This is a genomic window from Janibacter anophelis NBRC 107843 (genome assembly GCF_001570945.1).
Classification (GTDB): Bacteria; Actinomycetota; Actinomycetes; order Actinomycetales; family Dermatophilaceae; genus Janibacter; species Janibacter anophelis.
On the sequence record NZ_BCSQ01000012.1, the window covers coordinates 1 to 16,183 of the forward strand.

Annotated in this window: 14 protein-coding genes and 1 tRNA gene; 6 read left to right on the plus strand and 9 right to left on the minus strand. The window is 72.6% G+C overall.

What is annotated here, in order from left to right; translation table 11 throughout:
• Window positions 1-333: 333 nt before the first annotated feature.
• Together JAN01S_RS04610 and JAN01S_RS04615 are read right to left on the minus strand one after the other, a co-directional pair.
• Window positions 334-410, minus strand: a tRNA-Met gene (locus tag JAN01S_RS04610).
• A gap of 44 nt (window positions 411-454) precedes the next feature.
• Window positions 455-3,427 (minus strand): UPF0182 family membrane protein, encoded by a 2,973-nt coding sequence (locus tag JAN01S_RS04615; RefSeq protein WP_084360034.1) that lies wholly within the window; start codon window positions 3,425-3,427, stop codon window positions 455-457.
• Window positions 3,428-3,472: 45 nt separating this feature from the next.
• Here JAN01S_RS04615 and JAN01S_RS04620 point away from each other — a divergent pair, with 45 nt between their 5' ends.
• On the plus strand, window positions 3,473-4,027 hold the full coding sequence (locus JAN01S_RS04620) for a PPA1309 family protein (protein ID WP_068314389.1): 555 nt from the start codon (window positions 3,473-3,475) through the stop codon (window positions 4,025-4,027).
• Here the strand turns inward: JAN01S_RS04620 and JAN01S_RS04625 are convergent.
• Window positions 4,024-5,121: a YlbL family protein gene (locus JAN01S_RS04625; RefSeq protein WP_068314392.1), complete on the minus strand. Its 1,098-nt coding sequence runs from the start codon at window positions 5,119-5,121 to the stop codon at window positions 4,024-4,026. The two genes, JAN01S_RS04620 and JAN01S_RS04625, sit on opposite strands and share 4 nt — an antisense overlap.
• 95 nt (window positions 5,122-5,216) lie before the next feature.
• On the opposite strand from JAN01S_RS04625, the gene JAN01S_RS04630 reads away from it, so the two are divergent.
• From JAN01S_RS04630 to JAN01S_RS04645, 4 genes are all read left to right on the plus strand, one after another.
• Window positions 5,217-6,659 carry a zinc-dependent metalloprotease gene (locus tag JAN01S_RS04630; RefSeq protein ID WP_244884751.1) on the plus strand — a complete coding sequence of 481 codons (1,443 nt, stop codon included), beginning with the start codon at window positions 5,217-5,219 and terminating at the stop codon, window positions 6,657-6,659.
• A complete protein-coding gene (locus JAN01S_RS04635; RefSeq protein WP_068314393.1) occupies window positions 6,656-7,231 on the plus strand; it encodes an NUDIX hydrolase in 576 nt (191 codons plus the stop codon). Before JAN01S_RS04630 ends, JAN01S_RS04635 begins: the two co-directional genes overlap by 4 nt.
• A 158-nt stretch (window positions 7,232-7,389) precedes the next feature.
• The gene (locus tag JAN01S_RS04640; protein WP_157075601.1) at window positions 7,390-8,301 is read left to right on the plus strand and encodes a TOMM precursor leader peptide-binding protein; all 912 of its coding nucleotides are present in this window, start codon (window positions 7,390-7,392) and stop codon (window positions 8,299-8,301) included.
• A complete protein-coding gene (locus JAN01S_RS04645; RefSeq protein ID WP_068314397.1) occupies window positions 8,298-9,611 on the plus strand; it encodes an ABC1 kinase family protein in 1,314 nt (437 codons plus the stop codon). Before JAN01S_RS04640 ends, JAN01S_RS04645 begins: the two co-directional genes overlap by 4 nt.
• 50 nt (window positions 9,612-9,661) lie before the next feature.
• Here the strand turns inward: JAN01S_RS04645 and JAN01S_RS04650 are convergent, their stop codons facing one another.
• From JAN01S_RS04650 to nudC, 6 genes are all read right to left on the minus strand, one after another.
• Window positions 9,662-10,246, minus strand: coding sequence for an HhH-GPD-type base excision DNA repair protein (locus JAN01S_RS04650; protein WP_068314399.1), 585 nt, complete (start codon window positions 10,244-10,246; stop codon window positions 9,662-9,664).
• A 241-nt stretch (window positions 10,247-10,487) separates the two neighbouring features.
• Window positions 10,488-10,622: a hypothetical protein gene (locus tag JAN01S_RS17640; RefSeq protein WP_280513173.1), complete on the minus strand. Its 135-nt coding sequence runs from the start codon at window positions 10,620-10,622 to the stop codon at window positions 10,488-10,490.
• A 17-nt stretch (window positions 10,623-10,639) separates the two neighbouring features.
• On the minus strand, window positions 10,640-10,909 hold the full coding sequence (locus JAN01S_RS04655; RefSeq protein ID WP_068314401.1) for a WhiB family transcriptional regulator: 270 nt from the start codon (window positions 10,907-10,909) through the stop codon (window positions 10,640-10,642).
• A 117-nt stretch (window positions 10,910-11,026) separates the two neighbouring features.
• Window positions 11,027-11,197: a hypothetical protein gene (locus JAN01S_RS16820; RefSeq protein WP_157075602.1), complete on the minus strand. Its 171-nt coding sequence runs from the start codon at window positions 11,195-11,197 to the stop codon at window positions 11,027-11,029.
• Window positions 11,198-11,321: 124 nt separating this feature from the next.
• On the minus strand, window positions 11,322-13,469 hold the full coding sequence (locus JAN01S_RS04660) for an ATP-dependent DNA helicase UvrD2 (protein ID WP_068314403.1): 2,148 nt from the start codon (window positions 13,467-13,469) through the stop codon (window positions 11,322-11,324).
• A 37-nt stretch (window positions 13,470-13,506) separates the two neighbouring features.
• Window positions 13,507-14,427, minus strand: coding sequence for an NAD(+) diphosphatase (nudC, locus tag JAN01S_RS04665; RefSeq protein WP_068314513.1), 921 nt, complete (start codon window positions 14,425-14,427; stop codon window positions 13,507-13,509).
• Window positions 14,428-14,513: 86 nt separating this feature from the next.
• On the opposite strand from nudC, the gene JAN01S_RS16825 reads away from it, so the two are divergent.
• On the plus strand, window positions 14,514-16,124 hold the full coding sequence (locus JAN01S_RS16825) for a phosphotransferase (protein ID WP_157075603.1): 1,611 nt from the start codon (window positions 14,514-14,516) through the stop codon (window positions 16,122-16,124).
• Window positions 16,125-16,183: the final 59 nt, after the last annotated feature.

A 16,183-nucleotide genomic window follows, 5' to 3' on the forward strand; every position in this document is an offset into this window, starting at 1 on the left:
GAGACAACTCGTTGGTCGAGGTGCGAGGGCGTCCGCGCCCGAGCCTCGAGACAACTCGTTGGTCGAGGTGCGAGGGCGTCCGCGCCCGAGCCTCGAGACCCTGGTGGCGTTGATGTCACCCGGTGTCGTTGGCGCCATGTGGTCCCCCGGAGAGGGGCAACCAGGCGACACCAACGACGACGGGGTCACCCGGTCTCGAGGCTCAGGCCAAGGGGCCTTCGCACCTCGACCCACGAGACCCCGGCTTCCAGGCTCGTCCCTCGCACCTCAGCCAGCATGGGTCCCCGGACATGCCGAGAGGCCCGGACCAACCGGTCCGGGCCTCTCGACATCTGGTAGCGGGGGCAGGATTTGAACCTGCGACCTCCGGGTTATGAGCCCGGCGAGCTACCGAACTGCTCCACCCCGCGTCGTTGCGTTCTTAACTCTACGTGAACGAACGGGGCAGACCAAATCAGTTCTCCTCCAGGTCAGCCGAGCCCCCTCCGGGCTGGGCAGCTGCAGCGGCCTCGATCTGCTTCTTCAGCTCCTTCTGCGCCTTGTCGTAGGCGGCGAAGTCGCCCTCCTTGAGCGCGTCCTGGCCGTCCTTGTACGCCTTCTGCATGGCGGAGATGGCCGCGCGCAGCTTCTTCTCGTCGGCCGTGAGGTTCTTGGGCTCGGTGGGTTCCTTGGGCTCGGTCGGCTCCTTCGGCTCCGGCTCACCCGTCGGTCGACCCTCGGCGTCGACACCCGCGTCACCGCCGAAGAGCTCGTCGAGCGCGGTCTCGAGGTCCTGCGCCCACGCCACCTTGCCGCCGAAGGTCACGACGACGATCCGCAGCTGCGGATAGCTCGTGCCGGAGGCCGACGAGAGATAGATCGGCTCGACGTGCAGGAAGCCCTCCCCGACCGGCAGCGCCAGCTGGTTGCCGAAGGAGACCTGCGAGCCACCACGGTTGGCGTTGTTGAGGTAGTCGGTGAGCGTCTGCCCACCATCGCCCGAGGTCGCGTTGGACGAGACGATGTCGTTCTGCACCTGCCCGACGCCGGGCACCGTCGTGTTGCGCGGCACGGACAACAATCGAAGCTGCCCGTAGCCGGACGCCGGTTTGCCCTCGACCGACCCCGCATCCGCGTCCACGGCCAGGTACCCCGCCATGACGTTGCGGCTACCCCGCGGGATGTACGTCGACGTGAGCGACCACGACGGACTCTTCTGGTCGGGCATCGCCAACGAGAGGAAGTACGGCGGCTGCGCGACCCCCGAGTCACCCCGCGACGGGTCGTCCGGCACGCGCCACCGGTCCTGGCCGGCACGGAAGTCGCTCGCGGACGTCACGTGGTAGTCGGCGAGGACCGCGCGCTGCATCCGGAAGAGGTCCTCCGGGTAGCGCAGGTGCGACATGAGATCGCCGCTGATCTCCCCCTTCTCCTTGAGCAGACCGGGGAAGGCCTTGTCCCAGGAGGCGACGATCGGGTCGCTCTGGTCCCACAGGTAGAGGTTGACCGTGCCGTCGAAGGCGTCGACGGTCGCCTTGACCGAGTTGCGCATGTAGTTGATCCGGTCACCGACGAGCGAGCTGGCCTGCTGCGTCTGCACCGACGAGACCTGCCCCGACTGCACGCCCGACATGGAGAAGGCGGTGCTGTACGGGTAGTTCTGCGACGTCGTGTAGCCGTCGACGACCCACTGGATGCGCCCGTCGACGATCGTCGGGTAGACGTCGTCGTCGAGCGTCAGCCACGGCGCGACCCGCTTGACCCGCTCCTTGGGCGTGCGGTGCTCGAGCAGTCGCGAGTCCGACCCGACCGCGTCCGAGAGCAGGAACTTGATGTCGCGGTGCGTCAGCGCGTACGCAGCCTGCCGTGCACGCGAACCGATGGCCACGCCCCCTTCGCCCTGGTACGTGTAGCGCGACTCCTCGCCACCGGTCGGCTGGTCGATCTCGCGGGGGGTGTCGGTGTCGCCCTGCCCGACGATCGAGAAGTGCTGCATCTCCTCGCCGAAGTAGATCCGCGGCTCGTACTCGCCGATCTCGCTCGACGGCGAGATCCACTGCGGGTTGCCGGCGCGGGCCTGCGTGCCGCGGGCCATGACCAGGCCGTAGCCGTGCGTGTAGACGGTGTGGTCGTTGACCCAGTCGCGGCGGTCGCTCGGCACCTTGTCGAGGTCGAGTTCACGGGCGCCCACGACGACGTCGGTCGTCTCGCCGTCGATCTCGTAGCGGTCGACGTCGAGGTCGTCCTGGAAGGTGTAGTACGGCTGCTGCGCCTGCAGCTCCTGGTAGGTCGGGCTGACGACCGACGGGTCGAGCAGCCGGATACCGGGGATCGACGCGGCGTCCTCGCGCAGCTGTCCCGACGAGACGTCGGAGACGGCGTCGTAGGAGGCCGTGTCGACGCCCGTGACGCCGTGCGCGGCGCGGGTCGCGTCGATGTTGCGCTGGAGGTAGGGCTCCTCGAGCGAGTTGCGCGAGGGCGAGACCTTGTACGTCTCGACGAGCGCCGGGTAGATCGAGCCGACGACGACCGAGAGCACGATGAGCGTGCCGACCGCGATCGTCGGCAGGCGCCACGAGCGGCTGCGCACGGACGCGAGGAAGAGTCCGGCGCACATGGCGGCGGCGACGGCGAGGATGTACTTCGTCGGGATGACGGCGTGCACGCCGGTGTACCCGACGCCGGTCAGCACCTCGTTCTCCTCCGTCGTGAGGGCGTGCGCGCTCAACACGTAGCTCCACGCTCGCAGCAGCGCGAGGAAGGCGGCGATCACGGCGAGGTGGAGGAAGGCGGTGCGTGTCGAGCGCCCGCGCCCCGGCGGCACGATCCCGCCGTAGACGTAGTGGGCGAAGAGCGCGGCGAGCAGCGCCGCGAGCGCCGCGACGGTGAGGAACCCGACGACGAAGTTCCACCACGGCAGCGCGAAGAGGTAGTAAGAGATGTCCCGCCCGAACTGCTCGTCGGTCATCCCCGTCGACGTGGAGTTGCGCCACAGCAGCCAGGTCTGCCACTGGCCGGCGGCGGCGAGACCGCCGAGGATGCCCAGGACCGAAGGGAGGGCGATGGCCGTGGTCCTGCGGAAGGGTTCGATCGCCCGCCGGTACTGGGCGAGCGCCTGCTCCCCCGGCGTCATCGGCACCGTCATCGGGCGCGAGCGGTGGGCCAGCCACAGGCTCAGACCGATGGGAAGGGCGGTGAGCACCCCGCCGACGACGAAGAGACCGACCTGCGTGCGCAGCCGCGACCACCACATGTCGGAGTAGCCGAGGGCGCCGAACCACAGCGACTCGGTCCACAGGCTCGCGGCGATGCTCACGAGGAGCAGCAGGACCGCGACGGCCGCCACGATCTTCGCCAGGCGGCTCGAGGGCACGCGTCGGGAAGGGGGACCCGGGTCCCGGGGCGGCGGGGCGCCCCCTTCGTCATCCGGCCAACTCGCGCTGCTCATGGTGGGGTCACCGTACCCAGCCGACCTGAGGTGGCGTAAGGCAGCATGGTCTCCGTGCCCGACTCGTCATCCAGCAACCCCACCACCGAGCCCCTCGCCGTCGCCGCCCTCGAGACCGAGCGCCACGTCGCCTCGGCCGGGTGGGACCAGAACCCACGCGTCTTCGCGCTCGTCGACACCGCCGCCCTCGCCGCGGCCGAGCCGCAGCTGGCGGCGTCGCTCACCGGGGACGCCGACCGTGCCCCCGGCGCGCTGACCGCCATCGAGCAGGAGGACCTGCCGCGCACCTCCGACCTGGAGTCGCTGCTGGGGCGGATGGCCTGGCCCGAGACGGTCGACGGGGCCGCGATCGCCGTCGAGCGCATCGTCATCCCGCCGGGCGCCGAGCGTGACCTGCCGCAGGAGCACGACGACGCCCTGACTGCGTTGTCCCAGCACCCGCAGCGCGAGGACGTGCGTCTGCTCGTCGCCGTCCACCGCGACGGCCGCGCGATCTGCCTGCTGCGCCAGCGCGCCAACGACCGCGACGACCGCGTCGCGACGGGTGAGGACATCGCCCCCGGTCTCGTGCACGCGCTGCGGGCGACGCTGGAGGGCTAACCCGCGTTCGCGACCACGTCCTCGCACGTCGCGAAGTCCGCGGTCTCCCCCTTCGCGATGTCCTCCACGGTGTCGCTGGCCTCGGTGAAGTCGCCGACGGGCACCACGGTCAGGCCGTCGGGGACGTGCCCGACGACGTCACCGCAGTTGCTCTCGGGGGCGAGGAACCAGTCGGCGCCGGTCTCCTGGGCGCCGACCATCTTCTGCGCGATGCCGCCGATCGGGCCGACGACGCCGGAGTCGTCGATCGTGCCGGTGCCGGCGATCCGCTCGCCGCCGGTCATGGCGCCCGGGGTGAGCCGGTCGCGCACGGCGAGGGCGAACATCATGCCCGCGCTCGGGCCGCCGACGTTGCCGGCGTCGATGCGCACCTCGAAGGGGTAGTCGAACGTCGACTCGATGCCGATGCCGATGCCCGCGCGGCCGCCGCCGAGGTCGGTCGTCTCGACGGTGACCTTGCGCTCCTTGCCGTCGCGGCGGATGACGAGGTCGACGTCGTCGCCGGGCTTGCGGTCGGAGATGCCGTCCACGACGTCGGCAACGCGGTTGGTCCGCTTGCCGTCGACGGAGACGATCTCGTCCTCGAGCTCGAGCTGGTCGGCGGCCGGGTACCCCTTGCCGATCGAGGCGACGATGTTGTCCTGCGGCACCTCCACGCCGGTGCTGCGCATGCCGACGGCGATCGAGTTCTTCTGCGAGCCCTGCATCTGGGCCTCGTTGAGCTGCTCGATCTCGTCCTCGGAGACGCCCTCGGGGAAGAGCTGCTCCTCCGGCACCACCCGGGAGTCCCCGTCGAGGTGGCCCATGACGTACTCCCAGCCGGTGATGTGCCGCTCGGGCCCACCGAGCACGCGCACGGTCGTGAAGTAGAGGGCGCCCTCGGTCGGGTAGCTCTTGGCGCCCTTGACCGTCACCAGCTCGGAGCCGTCACTCAGGGTGCCGAGGGTGTCCGTCGCGGGGCCGGGGCGCTCGATCGCGTACGGGACCTTGATCAGCATGCCCGCGAGCGTGACGATGAGGACGAGGAAGGACACCACGAGGACCCACCGGGCGATGCGCTCACTGCGCGGGACGGTGTGGACCGGGTCGGTCACGGGGCCTCCTGCACCCCGGGTGGGAACCATCCGGGGCCTAGCGTGGTTGGGTTGAAGGACAGCACATCCTCTCAGGAAGAGACGGGACGGCCGACGTGAGCAACGACCCAAGCACCCCCTCCGGTTCCCCCGGGGACGACGGGCTGCCCCCCGAGATCATGAAGATCTTCCGCGACCTCAACGGCGGGCGTGACCTGCCGCCGCAGCTCGTCGAGCAGCTCAAGGCCATGGGCATGGCCCATGCCGACCCGGCCCAGGTGGCCGCCATGACCTCCCAGATCCAGTCGATGTTCGCCCCCGGCGCACAGCGGAAGGGGGTGGACGTCACCGCCGCGGTCACGGCCGCCCAGGAGCAGGCCGAGTCCGAGGACCACGAGATGGGCGAGCGGGAGCGCGGCCTCGCCGAGCAGGCCGTGCGGGTCGCGTCGATGTGGCTCGACCAGGTGACCGACCTCGAGGCCCCGGCGCTCACCGGCGCGGCCCTCTCCCGCTCGGAGTGGATCGAGGCGACGATGCCGGTGTGGGCCTCGCTCGTCGACCCCGTCGCCGACGGGCTCTCTGCGGCGATCCGCGACTCGATGACCTCGCGGCTCGACGACGCCGACGCCCCCGACCTGCAGGCGATGGGCCTGCCGGCCGGCATGGACCTGTCGATGCTCACCCAGCAGCTCGCTCCCTTCGTCGACACGATGTCGTCGCAGCTCATGACCGCCCAGACCGCGGAGGCCGTCGGGACGCTCTCCTCCGACACGCTCACGGCGACCGAGGTCGGCGTGCCGCTGCTCACGACGCAGGTGGGGCTGCTGCCGGGCAATGTCGCCGGCTTCGCCGAGGGGCTCGACGTCTCGCTCGACGAGGTGTGGCTGCACCTGGCGGCGCGCGAGGCGGCGCGGATGCGGCTCTTCACCGCCGTGCCGTGGATCGGGCCGCAGATCCTCGCCGCCGTGCAGGCCTACGCGCGGGGCATCGCGATCGACACCGACGCCATCGACGCGGCCGTGCGCGAGATCGACCCGTCCGACACTGCGGCGCTGCAGGAGGCGCTGACCGGTGGCTTCCTCAACCCGAGTCCCACTGCGGCACAACGGCATGCGCTCGGCCAGCTCGAGACCTGGCTGGCCCTCGTCGAGGGCTGGGTCGACCACGTCGCCGCTTCCGCGACCCGCGACCACCTGCCGCACACCGCGGCGATGACCGAGACGATCCGGCGCCGCCGGGCGACCGGTGGACCGGCGGAGAAGACCTTCGCCGCGCTCGTCGGCCTCGAGCTGCGACCGCGTCGGCTGCGTGACGCCGCCAACCTCTTCGCGGCGCTCGAGGAGCGCGTCGGGGCCTCCGGCCGCGACGGCGTGTGGGCGCACCCCGACGTCGCGCCGACCGCGGCCGACCTCGACGACGTGCTGGGCTTCGTCGAGCGCACCGCCGCGGGTGGCACCGACGAGAGCGCCGACCTCGACGCCGCGCTGGAGTCGATCCTGCGCGAGGCGGACGAAGGGGGCTCCGCCGACTCCGGTCGTGACCCGTCCGGTGACTCGTGAGCACCCACGCCCATCTCGACGCCGACATCCGTGAGCTGCTGACCGCCTGGTCGGCACCGTCGCCGGCCCAGGAGCGCCTGCGGCAGGAGTACCTGGCGCACGTCGACACGCACGAGCAGGCGAGCGCCAAGGCGGGGCCGCCCGCGCACTTCACCGCCTCGTGCCTCGTCGTCGACGAGGCGGGCGAGCGGGTGCTGCTCACCCTGCACCGCAAGGTCGGACGGTGGTTGCAGTTCGGCGGACACATCGAGGCGAGCGATGCGGGGGTGGCGGGCGCCGCCCTTCGCGAAGCCGTCGAGGAGTCCGGTCTGCCTGCGGACGCGCTCACGCTGCGCCCCGCCCTGGCCCAGCTCGACCGGCACTCACTGGGCTCGGGCTTCTCGCGGTGCACCGAGCACCTGGACCTGCGCTGGGTCGCCGTCGCAGCCGCCGGCAGCGCACCGGTCGTCTCCGCGGAGTCGCTCGACGTGGCCTGGTGGCCGGTCGACGACCTGCCGCCCGACACCGAGGACTCGATCCGCGAGCTCGTCGCCCTGGCCATCGCATCGGCCGGGTCACCCACACAATCTTGACGTCAAGGATGTGCATTTCCCCGGGCGGATGCGCGCCCGAACGCGCATTCGCCCGGGGAGATGCGCGGTCGGGGTCGCCTGTGGATGACGGGCGGAGCGGTCCTGCCGTCTGCGCCAGAGTGGGTGGTCACTGATCCCGAGTGACCGAGCGAGCACCGATGCACCCACCGACCCATCCACCGCGCGAGGCGCGGCTGCGCCCCCTTCGTCGTCAGGACGGGAGCGTCCAGCTGGGTGTCGGGCCGCGCTCGGTCCGGCTCATCGGGCTCACCGACGCCGAGGTGCGCTGGCTGGCCGCCCTCGACCCGCGGCGCGCGCTGACCGAGGCGCTCACGACCGCCGCACTTGAAGGCATCGAGCCCGCCCGGGCCACCGATGTCCTCGACCGGCTCATCGCCGGCGGCCTGCTCTCCCCCGTCGACCGCGACCGGCTCCCGTCCGTGGCGGTGGTGGGCGCGGGGGCGCTCCCGTCGCTCCTCGTCGACGTCCTGCGGCAGGGCGAGCAGGTGGGCGTCACCCGGGTGCGAGCCGGGGGCGAAGGGGGTCCCGCCGACCTGGCGGTCGTCGTCAGCCACGCCCCGGCCGACGCCGCGTCGGTGCACCCGTGGCTCACAAGCGGCGTCCCGGTGCTGCCGTTGTGGTGCCAGCCCGAGCACGCGAGCATCGGCCCCGTCATCGCGCCCGCCGGTCGCCCCTGCCTGCACTGCCTCGACCTGACCCGCGTCTCGGCCGACCCCGACTGGCCGCACCTGCGCGCCCAGCTGACCCGGCCACGCGTCACCGGCCCGGAGCCGGCCGACGGGCTGCCCGCGGTGCGGCTGCTCGCAGCCGGCCTGACCACCGCGCTCGTGCTCGACCACGTGACAGGGCGGGTGGCGGCGCCGGAGTGGTCCTTCGAGGTCGCCACGCCCGGGCCCACCCTCGAGCGGCACCGGTGGCCGGCCCACCCCGGCTGCCCCGAGTGCGGCGAACCGGGGCGCGCCGTCCGCCGGCCCCGGCCGGGCACCACGACACCCGGCGACAGGGGGTCCAGCGACCGATCAGGCTGGGACGACACAATGGCCGGGTGAGCCAACCTCCTCGTGGAGCCGCCGGCCGTGCCGCGCGGCTCGCCTCCCTGCCGCTCGGCCACGCCGGGCGCAGCGCCCGCGGCATGGGCCGCCGCCTCACCGGCACCCCGGCTTCGGTCGTCAACGAGGAGATCCAGCGGCGCACCGCGGAGCAGCTCTTCACCGTGCTCGGCTCGCTCAAGGGTGGCGCGATGAAGGTCGGCCAAGCGCTCTCGGTCCTCGAGGCCGCGATGCCCGAGGACCTCGTCGAGCCCTACCGCGAGATGCTCGTGCGGTTGCAGGACGCCGCGCCGCCCATGCCCACGACCGAGGTCCACGAGGTGCTCGCCCGCGACCTCGGGTCGCGCTGGCGCGAGCAGCTGACGATCGAGGACGCACCGGTCGCCGCTGCGTCGATCGGCCAGGTCCACCGGGGCGTCACCTCCGACGGCCGCGTCGTCGCGGTCAAGGTGCAGTACCCCGGCGCCGACAAGGCGCTTCGATCGGACCTGCAGCAGATCGCGCGGCTCGCCCGAGTCGCGACGACGTGGATGCCGGCCGTCGACATCAAGCCGGTGACCGAGGAACTCCTCGCCGCGGCCGACGAAGAGCTCGACTACGGACTCGAGGCGGCCAACCAGCGCGCCTTCGCCGAGGCCTTCCGCGGCGACCCCGACGTCGCCGTGCCCGACGTGGTCCTGCAGACGCGGCACGTGCTCGTCGGCGAGTGGCTCGAGGGGGCTTCGCTCAGCCAGGTGATCCGCCAGGCCGACCAGGACGTGCGCGACCGGGTGGGGCAGCTGTACCTCGAGTTCCTCCTCGAGGGCCCGCGACGGGTCGGGCTGCTCCACGCCGACCCGCACCCGGGCAACTTCCGCCTCACGCCCGACGGGCGGCTCGGGGTCCTCGACTTCGGGGCCGTCGCGCGCGTGCCGCACGGCATCCCGCCGGTCGTCGGCACCCTCGTGCGGCACGCGCTGGCCGGCGACGCGCAGGCGGTGCTCGCCGGGCTGCGCGCGGAGGGCTTCGTCCTGCCGGGCATCGAGGTCGACGCCGACGAGGTGCTCACCTACCTGCTGCCCTTCGTCGAACCCCTGCGTGAGCCCGAGCACGCCTTCACCCGTGAGTGGCTGCGCGGCGCCGCGCGCGGGGTGACCGACCTGCGGGCGCCGGAGTTCGCCACCGGGCTGCGGATCAACATGCCGCGCGAGTACGCGATGATCCACCGCGTCTTCGTCGGCGCGACCGGCGTGCTCAGCCAGCTCGGCGCCACAATCCCGGCCCGGGGGTCGATGGAGCGGTTGCTGCCGGGCTTCGCTGAGCCGGAGTAGAGCGCGCATCTGCCCGGGCACATGCGCGTTTCCGCTCCGACGAAGAGGGGTCAGCTCCCCTTCGTCTTGGCGGCCTTGGCCTGGGCCTTTGCGGCCTTCTTGTAGTCCCGGACCTCCTGCAGCGAGGTCTCGTCGGTGACGTCGGCGACCGACCGGCGTGACCCGTCCTCGGCGTAGGGGCCGATCGCCTCGCGCCAGCCGTCGGGCTGCACGCCGAGCTGCTTGCCGAGGAGCGCGGCGAAGATGCGCGCCTTCTGGTCGCCGAAGCCGGGCAGTGCCTTGAGTCGGGTGACGATCTCCTTGGCCGAGGCGTCGGTCCAGATGCGGGTGACGTCGCCGTCGTACTCGTCGCGCACCACGGTCGCCACGGCCTGGATGCGTCCGGCCATCGAGCGGCCGTAGCGGTGGACGGCCGGCGGGGTCGCACACAGGTCGGCGAAGGCCTCGGGGTCGGCGTCGGCGATCTGGGCCGGGTCGAGGGTGCCGAAGCGCTCCTTGACCTTGGCCGGCCCGGCGAAGGCGCGCTCCATCGGGAACTGCTGGTCCAGGAGCATCCCGAGCAGCAGGGCGAAGGGGTCGGTCGAGAGCAGCTCGTCGGCGGTCTCGTCCTGGGCGATGCGAAGGGAGGTGGCCATGCGCTCAAGCCTCCCACGCCGGGTGCCCGGCAGCGTGTCGTACTGCAGTTCGCTGCACGACCGACGAGGATCAGCGGCTCCGTGGCGGCTCACACCGCGAACTGCAGTACGACACACCTCTGGCCCCGCGCCCCTGACACCACTCCCCCTGACACGACAACAGGCCCCACCCGGGGCATCGGGTGGGGCCTGTTGGTCAGGCCATCGGGTCGGGCGTCATGCCGCGACCCTCGAATGCAGCTCATCGGAAGCTCAGGTGAGCGGGTCGGGGGTCGTGGCGCCGTGCCTGCACCAGGCGCTCGTCCGCGTCGGGGACGTAGGCCAGGGGCCGGTCGACGGGACGCCGTCGCAGCTTGAAGTACTTCATCTCGGTCATCTCCTCTCGCGGGTCGCTCAGGCGGGGATGGGGTGCTTGCGGGGCCGGCCGCGGGGCCGCTTGCGCGGGATGACGCGTCCGGCGTCGAAGAGCTCGCCGCCCCAGACGCCCCAGGGCTCGCGGCGCTCGAGGGCTCCCTCGAGGCACATCTGCTGGAAGGGGCAGTGCTGGCAGAGGGCCTTGGCGTACTCGACGCCCGCGGGCGTCTCGGCGAACCAGATCTCGGGCTCCTCCGCCTGGCAGGGCGTCAGTCGCTGTATGGGTGGGTGGCTGGTCAAGGTCGTCACTCGGGATCTCCTGTGGCGTGTGATGCGGGTGCTGGTGAGCGGTGCTGGGACACGACGAAGGCCGCGGTTCCCTGGTGTGGGATGCCGCGGCCTGATGTGGGAGGACCGGAGGGTCGTCTACGAGACGACGGGTCCATCAGGGCGCGGATCCACGACGAAGAGGGCCTTCGGGCCGGCGACACGGATGCGGTCGCGGGTGAAGACGCCGGTGGCGCCGCCGATCAGATCGGCGGACGGCACGAGGGCAGCCCAAGACGCCGGGATGATGTTCATCGTGGTGTTGTCCATGGGTCCTGCCCTCCTCTCGTCGACGCGCTCTCGGTTCACACGCAGGTGTTCCGACTGACAGGAGACAAACCTAGAGCACACATCCGGCACGCGCCACCGAATTAATTTCCGGAAGGTCTCCGGATCACTCCTCGCCCTCGCCGACGGCCGTCGCGGCGACCTCGTCGGGGTCGGCGCCACCGACGACGGCGAGCACCTGGTCGGCGTACTGGGAAAGCTTGCGCGGACCCACGCCGCTGATCGCGGACAGCTCGCGCTGCTGGGTCGGCTCGGCCTCGGCGATCGCCTCGAGGGTGGCGTCGGTGAAGACGACGAAGGCGGGCACGGACGCCGCCCGCGACACCGCCAGGCGCCAGGCGCGCAAGCGCTCGAAGGTCGCCTCGTCGTAGGTGGGTGGGCACTCGGGGCAGCGCCCGGAGGCCCGCTCGGTCGCGGTGTTGAGCTCGGTGCCGCACACCTTGCACACCTTGGGCCGTGAGGGCTTGAGCTTGCTGCCGCGCGGCGCGGAGGTCCGCTTGGGCGTGGAGCGCGCGCCCTCGCCGAGGATGCTCGCGGCCTGGTCGAGGAACCGGCTGACCCTTCGCGTCGGCCGCGCACCGGGCGTGCGCGCCCGGGCCCACGACAGGTGCAGCACCTCGCGGGCACGGGTGACGCCCACGTACATGAGGCGCCGCTCCTCCTCGATCTCCTCGACGCCCTCGGCCATCATGATCGGCAGCAGCCCGTCGGAGCAGCCGACGAGGAAGACGACGTCCCACTCCAGGCCCTTGGCCGCGTGGAGCGAGGCGAGGGTGACGCCCTCGACATCGGGGGCGTGCTGGGCGGCGATCCGCTCGTCGAGGTCGCGCACGAGCTCGGGCAGCCGCGCCTCGGGGCTGGCCGCCGTCAGTCGCGCCGAGAGGTCGACGAGCGCCTTGAGCGACTCCCACCGCGAGCGCACCGCCCCGGTGCTCGCGGGCGGGTCCTCGTGCCAGCCGATGCCTCCGAGCACGTCGGCGACGAGCGCGGGCAGCGGCTTGCTGCCGTCGTCGCTGCGCGCGGCGCCACGCAGCAGCAGCACGGCCTCACGCACCTCCTTGCGCGAGAAGAACCGCTCCCCTCCCTTGACGAGATAGGGCACCTCGGCGTCGGCGAGCGCGGACTCGAGGGCCTCGGACTGCCCGTTGGTGCGGAAGAGCACCGCGATCTCGCTGAGCGGGCGCCCTTGCGCCGCAAGGCCTTTGACCTTGTCGGCGACCCACGCGGCTTCCGCCGGGTCGTCGTCGAGCGCGGTGAGCGAAGGGGGGTTCCCCCCTTCGCGCTGCGGCACCAGCTCGACGGCGCCTCCGCGACGCTGCCCGTTGGTGTCGGTGAGCATGCGGTTGGCGAGCGCGAGGACCGGGGGCGTGGAGCGGTAGTTGCGCACGAGCCGCACCGTCTGTGCGCCGGGGTGGTGCCGGGTGAAACCGAGCAGGTGCTCGGGGGTCGCGCCGGTGAAGGAGTAGATCGTCTGGGCCGGGTCGCCGACGACGCAGATGTCGCCGCGGCCGCCGAGCCACAGGTCGAGCAGGCGCTGCTGCAACGCGTTGACGTCCTGGTACTCGTCGACGACGAAGTGCCGGTACTGGTCGCGCACGGTGCGCGCGATGTCCTCGCGCTCCTCGAGGATGCCGACGGTGAGGAGCAGGACGTCCTCGAAGTCGATGACCCCGCGCTCCCCCTTGACGTCCTCGTAGGTCGAGATGAGCCGGGCCATCGCGGTGTGGTCCATGCCGGGCGGCTCGCGGCGGGCGCGCCGGGCGGCGGCCGCGTAGGTCTCGGGGGTGAGCAGCGAGACCTTGGACCACTCGATCTCGGAGGCGACGTCCCGCAGCTCGGAGCGGTCGAGCCGCATGCCCATGCGGGAGGCGGCCTCGGCGACGACGGGGATCTTGTGCGGCATGACCTCGGGCGCCGCGCCGCCGATCGCCGACGGCCAGAAGTAGTGCAGCTGCCGCAGCGCCGCGGCGTGGAAGGTCCGCGCCTGCACGCCGACGACCCCGAGGTCACGCAGCCGGGTGCGCATCTCGCCGGCGGCCCGCGCGGTGAAGGTCACAGCCAGCACCCGCTGCGGCTGGTAGGCGCCGGAGCGCACGCCGTAGGCAATGCGGTGGGTGATCGCGCGGGTCTTGCCCGTCCCCGCACCGGCGAGCACGACCATCGGCCCGCTGGGGTTGGCGGCGACCTCGCGCTGCTCGGGGTCGAGCGCGGCGAGGATCTCGTCCGCGGACTGCGGGCCGGGCTGGGTGCTCACCCCGGCACTCTCTCAAATGCCCCCGACACCACGCCCCTCACACCTGGTCGAGCCGCTCCCCGAGCCACCCCTCGATGAGCCGCGCCGAGATCGACAGCCGCCCCGCGGCCCGCAGGTACCCCTCGCGCAGCTCCGCGCGGAACTCCTCGCGCGTGAACCACCGCGCCTCGGCGATCTCGTCGGGCTGGCAGACCAGGTCGGTCGTCGTGGCGCGGGCGGTGCAGCCGAGCATGAGCGACGCGGGGAAGGGCCACGGCTGGTCGGCGACGAAGCGCACGTCGGTGATCGCCACCCCGACCTCCTCGCCGACCTCGCGGATGACGGCGCCGGCGATCGTCTCCCCCGGCTCGACGAAGCCGGCGAGCACGGAGAACCGCCCCTCCGGCCACCCGATGTTGCGGGCGAGGAGCAGACGGTCCTGCGCGTCGGTGACGGCCATGATGACGGCGGGGTCGGTGCGCGGATAGTGCTCGGACCCGTCGTGCGGGCAGCGCCGCACCCACCCCGACTGCACGACCTCGGTCGGCTCCCCGCACCGAGGGCAGCGTGGGTGGCGGGCATGCCAGTTCGCGAGTCCGAGCGCGGTCGCAAAGAGTGCGGCCTGCGCCTCCGGGAGTTCGGTGGCGACCTCGCGGAGCCCGGCGAAGGGGGCGGCGTCCAGCTTTTCCTCCCGGGAGGCTCCCCCCTTCGGCGGCAGCGGACGGCATGCGGCGACGTGCGCGACCCCGTCGAGCAGACCGAGGTAGAGCAGGAGGGCGTCGGCGTCCTCGGGGACCGGCGGCCGCAGGTCGAGTGACCGGTCGGGACGAAGGGGGCTGCGGTCGCCGTGCAGCTCGATGACGCGCGTCGCGGGGTCGGCCAGGAGCGTCTCGAGGCGGCCGGGGTCGGTGCGGGCGGGTCCGTCGCGGTCGATGACGGAGGCCGTCATGGGCAGGTCGTGCATCGGGTCATTGGCCACGACCCCCACCCTAGGACCGGGGGCAGATCGCCCGCCGAGGGGCGTTGCTCCCGGGCTGCGCCCCCTTCTCCTCGTACGGTGGGCTCGTGACCTCCCGTGGACCGCTGTCTCTCGCCGCCCTGGCCAGCGCCGCCGTACCCGGCCTCGACCCGAGCTCGGTCGAGGGGGTCGTGGGCACCGAGCCGGCCCGTTCGTACGACGTCGCCTTCGTCCAGGACCACGACCACCGGCGCTGGGTGATCCGCTGCCCGCGCACGCCCGCGGCCTCGGCGCGACTCGAGCAGTCGGCCGCCCTGCTGGCCCTGCTCGCCCGGCGCCTGACGATGCCCGTCCCGGCGGTCAAGGGCTGGGTGGCGTTGCCCGAAGGGGGCCGCGCCGCCGTCCACCAGTACCTCACCGGCCGCATGGTCGACCTGTCGTCGATCGCGCCCGGTTCGAAGCTCGCGGCCGGCCTGGGGCGGGCCCTGGCGCAGCTGCACAACCTCGACCGCCGCATCTACGAGGAGGCGGGGGTGCCGGTGTACGAGGCCGAGGCCTACCGCACCCGGCGCCTGGCCGAACTCGACCGCGCGGCCGCCACCGGGCGGGTCCCGACGGGGCTGCTCACCCGTTGGGAGCACGATCTCGAGGACGTGGCGCTGTGGCGGTTCACGACCACGCCGACCCACGGGGCGGTCAGTTCCTCGACGGTGCTCGCCACCCCGGACGACGGGGAGGAGCCTGACATCAAGGCCTTCCTCGGGTGGGAGTCGGCGCAGGTCGCCGACCCCGCCGACGACCTCGCGGTGCTCGTCGCGGAGCTCGACCCGGAGAGCCTGGACACGGTGATGGAGGCGTACGCCCACGCTCGGGTGGACCGCCCGGACCGGCACCTGCAGCAGCGCGCCCGGCTCGTGCACCAGATGTCGCTCGTGCGCCGGATGATGTCCGCGGTCGCCGCCGGTGATGACGACGGTGCCGAAGAGCTGGCCCGCGACCTGCGCCGGCTCGACGACCGACTCTCCCGCGAGGACGACGCCAAGCCCGCGGCCGCTCGGACGGTCACGCCCGCTGCGGCGTGGACCAACACGTCGTCCGGCACGCCCGACGACACGACGTCGGGCGACACGACGCCGGGCGACACGACCTCGGGCGACACGTCGGGCCAGGCCGACGGGGCCCGAGAGGGGAAGCCGGCGGCCGGGACCACCGAGGCGACCTCGGCCGAGGCCACTGCGACCGGGACCAGCGATGCGGCCTCGGGAGGCCAGACCACCGAGGCACCGACCGGCGAGTCTGCCGCAGCTCCCGACGCCGACGAGCCCGGTGCCGCCTGGCGTTCGGACGACACTCCGGTGGAGACCGGCGGTCAGACCACGCAGCCGGTGCCGACCCGGTCGGCTGCCCGACCGACGACCGACACCCCGGACGCCGCGGCCGACTCGCAGGACCCGGCCGTCGAGGACCCGGCCGTCGAGGTCGGTGACCCCGGCGAGCCCACCCCTGCCTCGGCTGGATCCGAGCCGGCCTCGGAGAGCGCAGGGTCCGCCGACACGGTGACCCCGGTGAGCGATTCACCCCGCGAGTCACGGCCCGAGTCCCCCAGCCGCCCCCGCACGGTGGTGCGCAGGCCCGCAGGCGACCACGAGACGGCCGAGATCACGCCCCTCGTCGGGGACGACGGGGACGACGTCGTGCCCCCTTCGCCCCGCCGCTGACCCACAGGCGTACACACAGGGGACTCATGGTGCACGGCATGGCGTCATCCGCCACGAGA

Bases quoted from the DNA above. Each gene is read 5' to 3' on its own strand.
- JAN01S_RS17640 (WP_280513173.1), bottom strand. From the start codon at position 10,622: ATGACCGAGATGAAGTACTTCAAGCTGCGACGGCGTCCCGTCGACCGG.
- JAN01S_RS04640 (WP_157075601.1), top strand. From the start codon at position 7,390: ATGCACCCACCGACCCATCCACCGCGCGAGGCGCGGCTGCGCCCCCTT.
- JAN01S_RS16820 (WP_157075602.1), bottom strand. From the start codon at position 11,197: ATGGACAACACCACGATGAACATCATCCCGGCGTCTTGGGCTGCCCTC.
- JAN01S_RS04615 (WP_084360034.1), bottom strand. From the start codon at position 3,427: ATGAGCAGCGCGAGTTGGCCGGATGACGAAGGGGGCGCCCCGCCGCCC.
- JAN01S_RS04620 (WP_068314389.1), top strand. From the start codon at position 3,473: ATGGTCTCCGTGCCCGACTCGTCATCCAGCAACCCCACCACCGAGCCC.
- JAN01S_RS04650 (WP_068314399.1), bottom strand. From the start codon at position 10,246: ATGGCCACCTCCCTTCGCATCGCCCAGGACGAGACCGCCGACGAGCTG.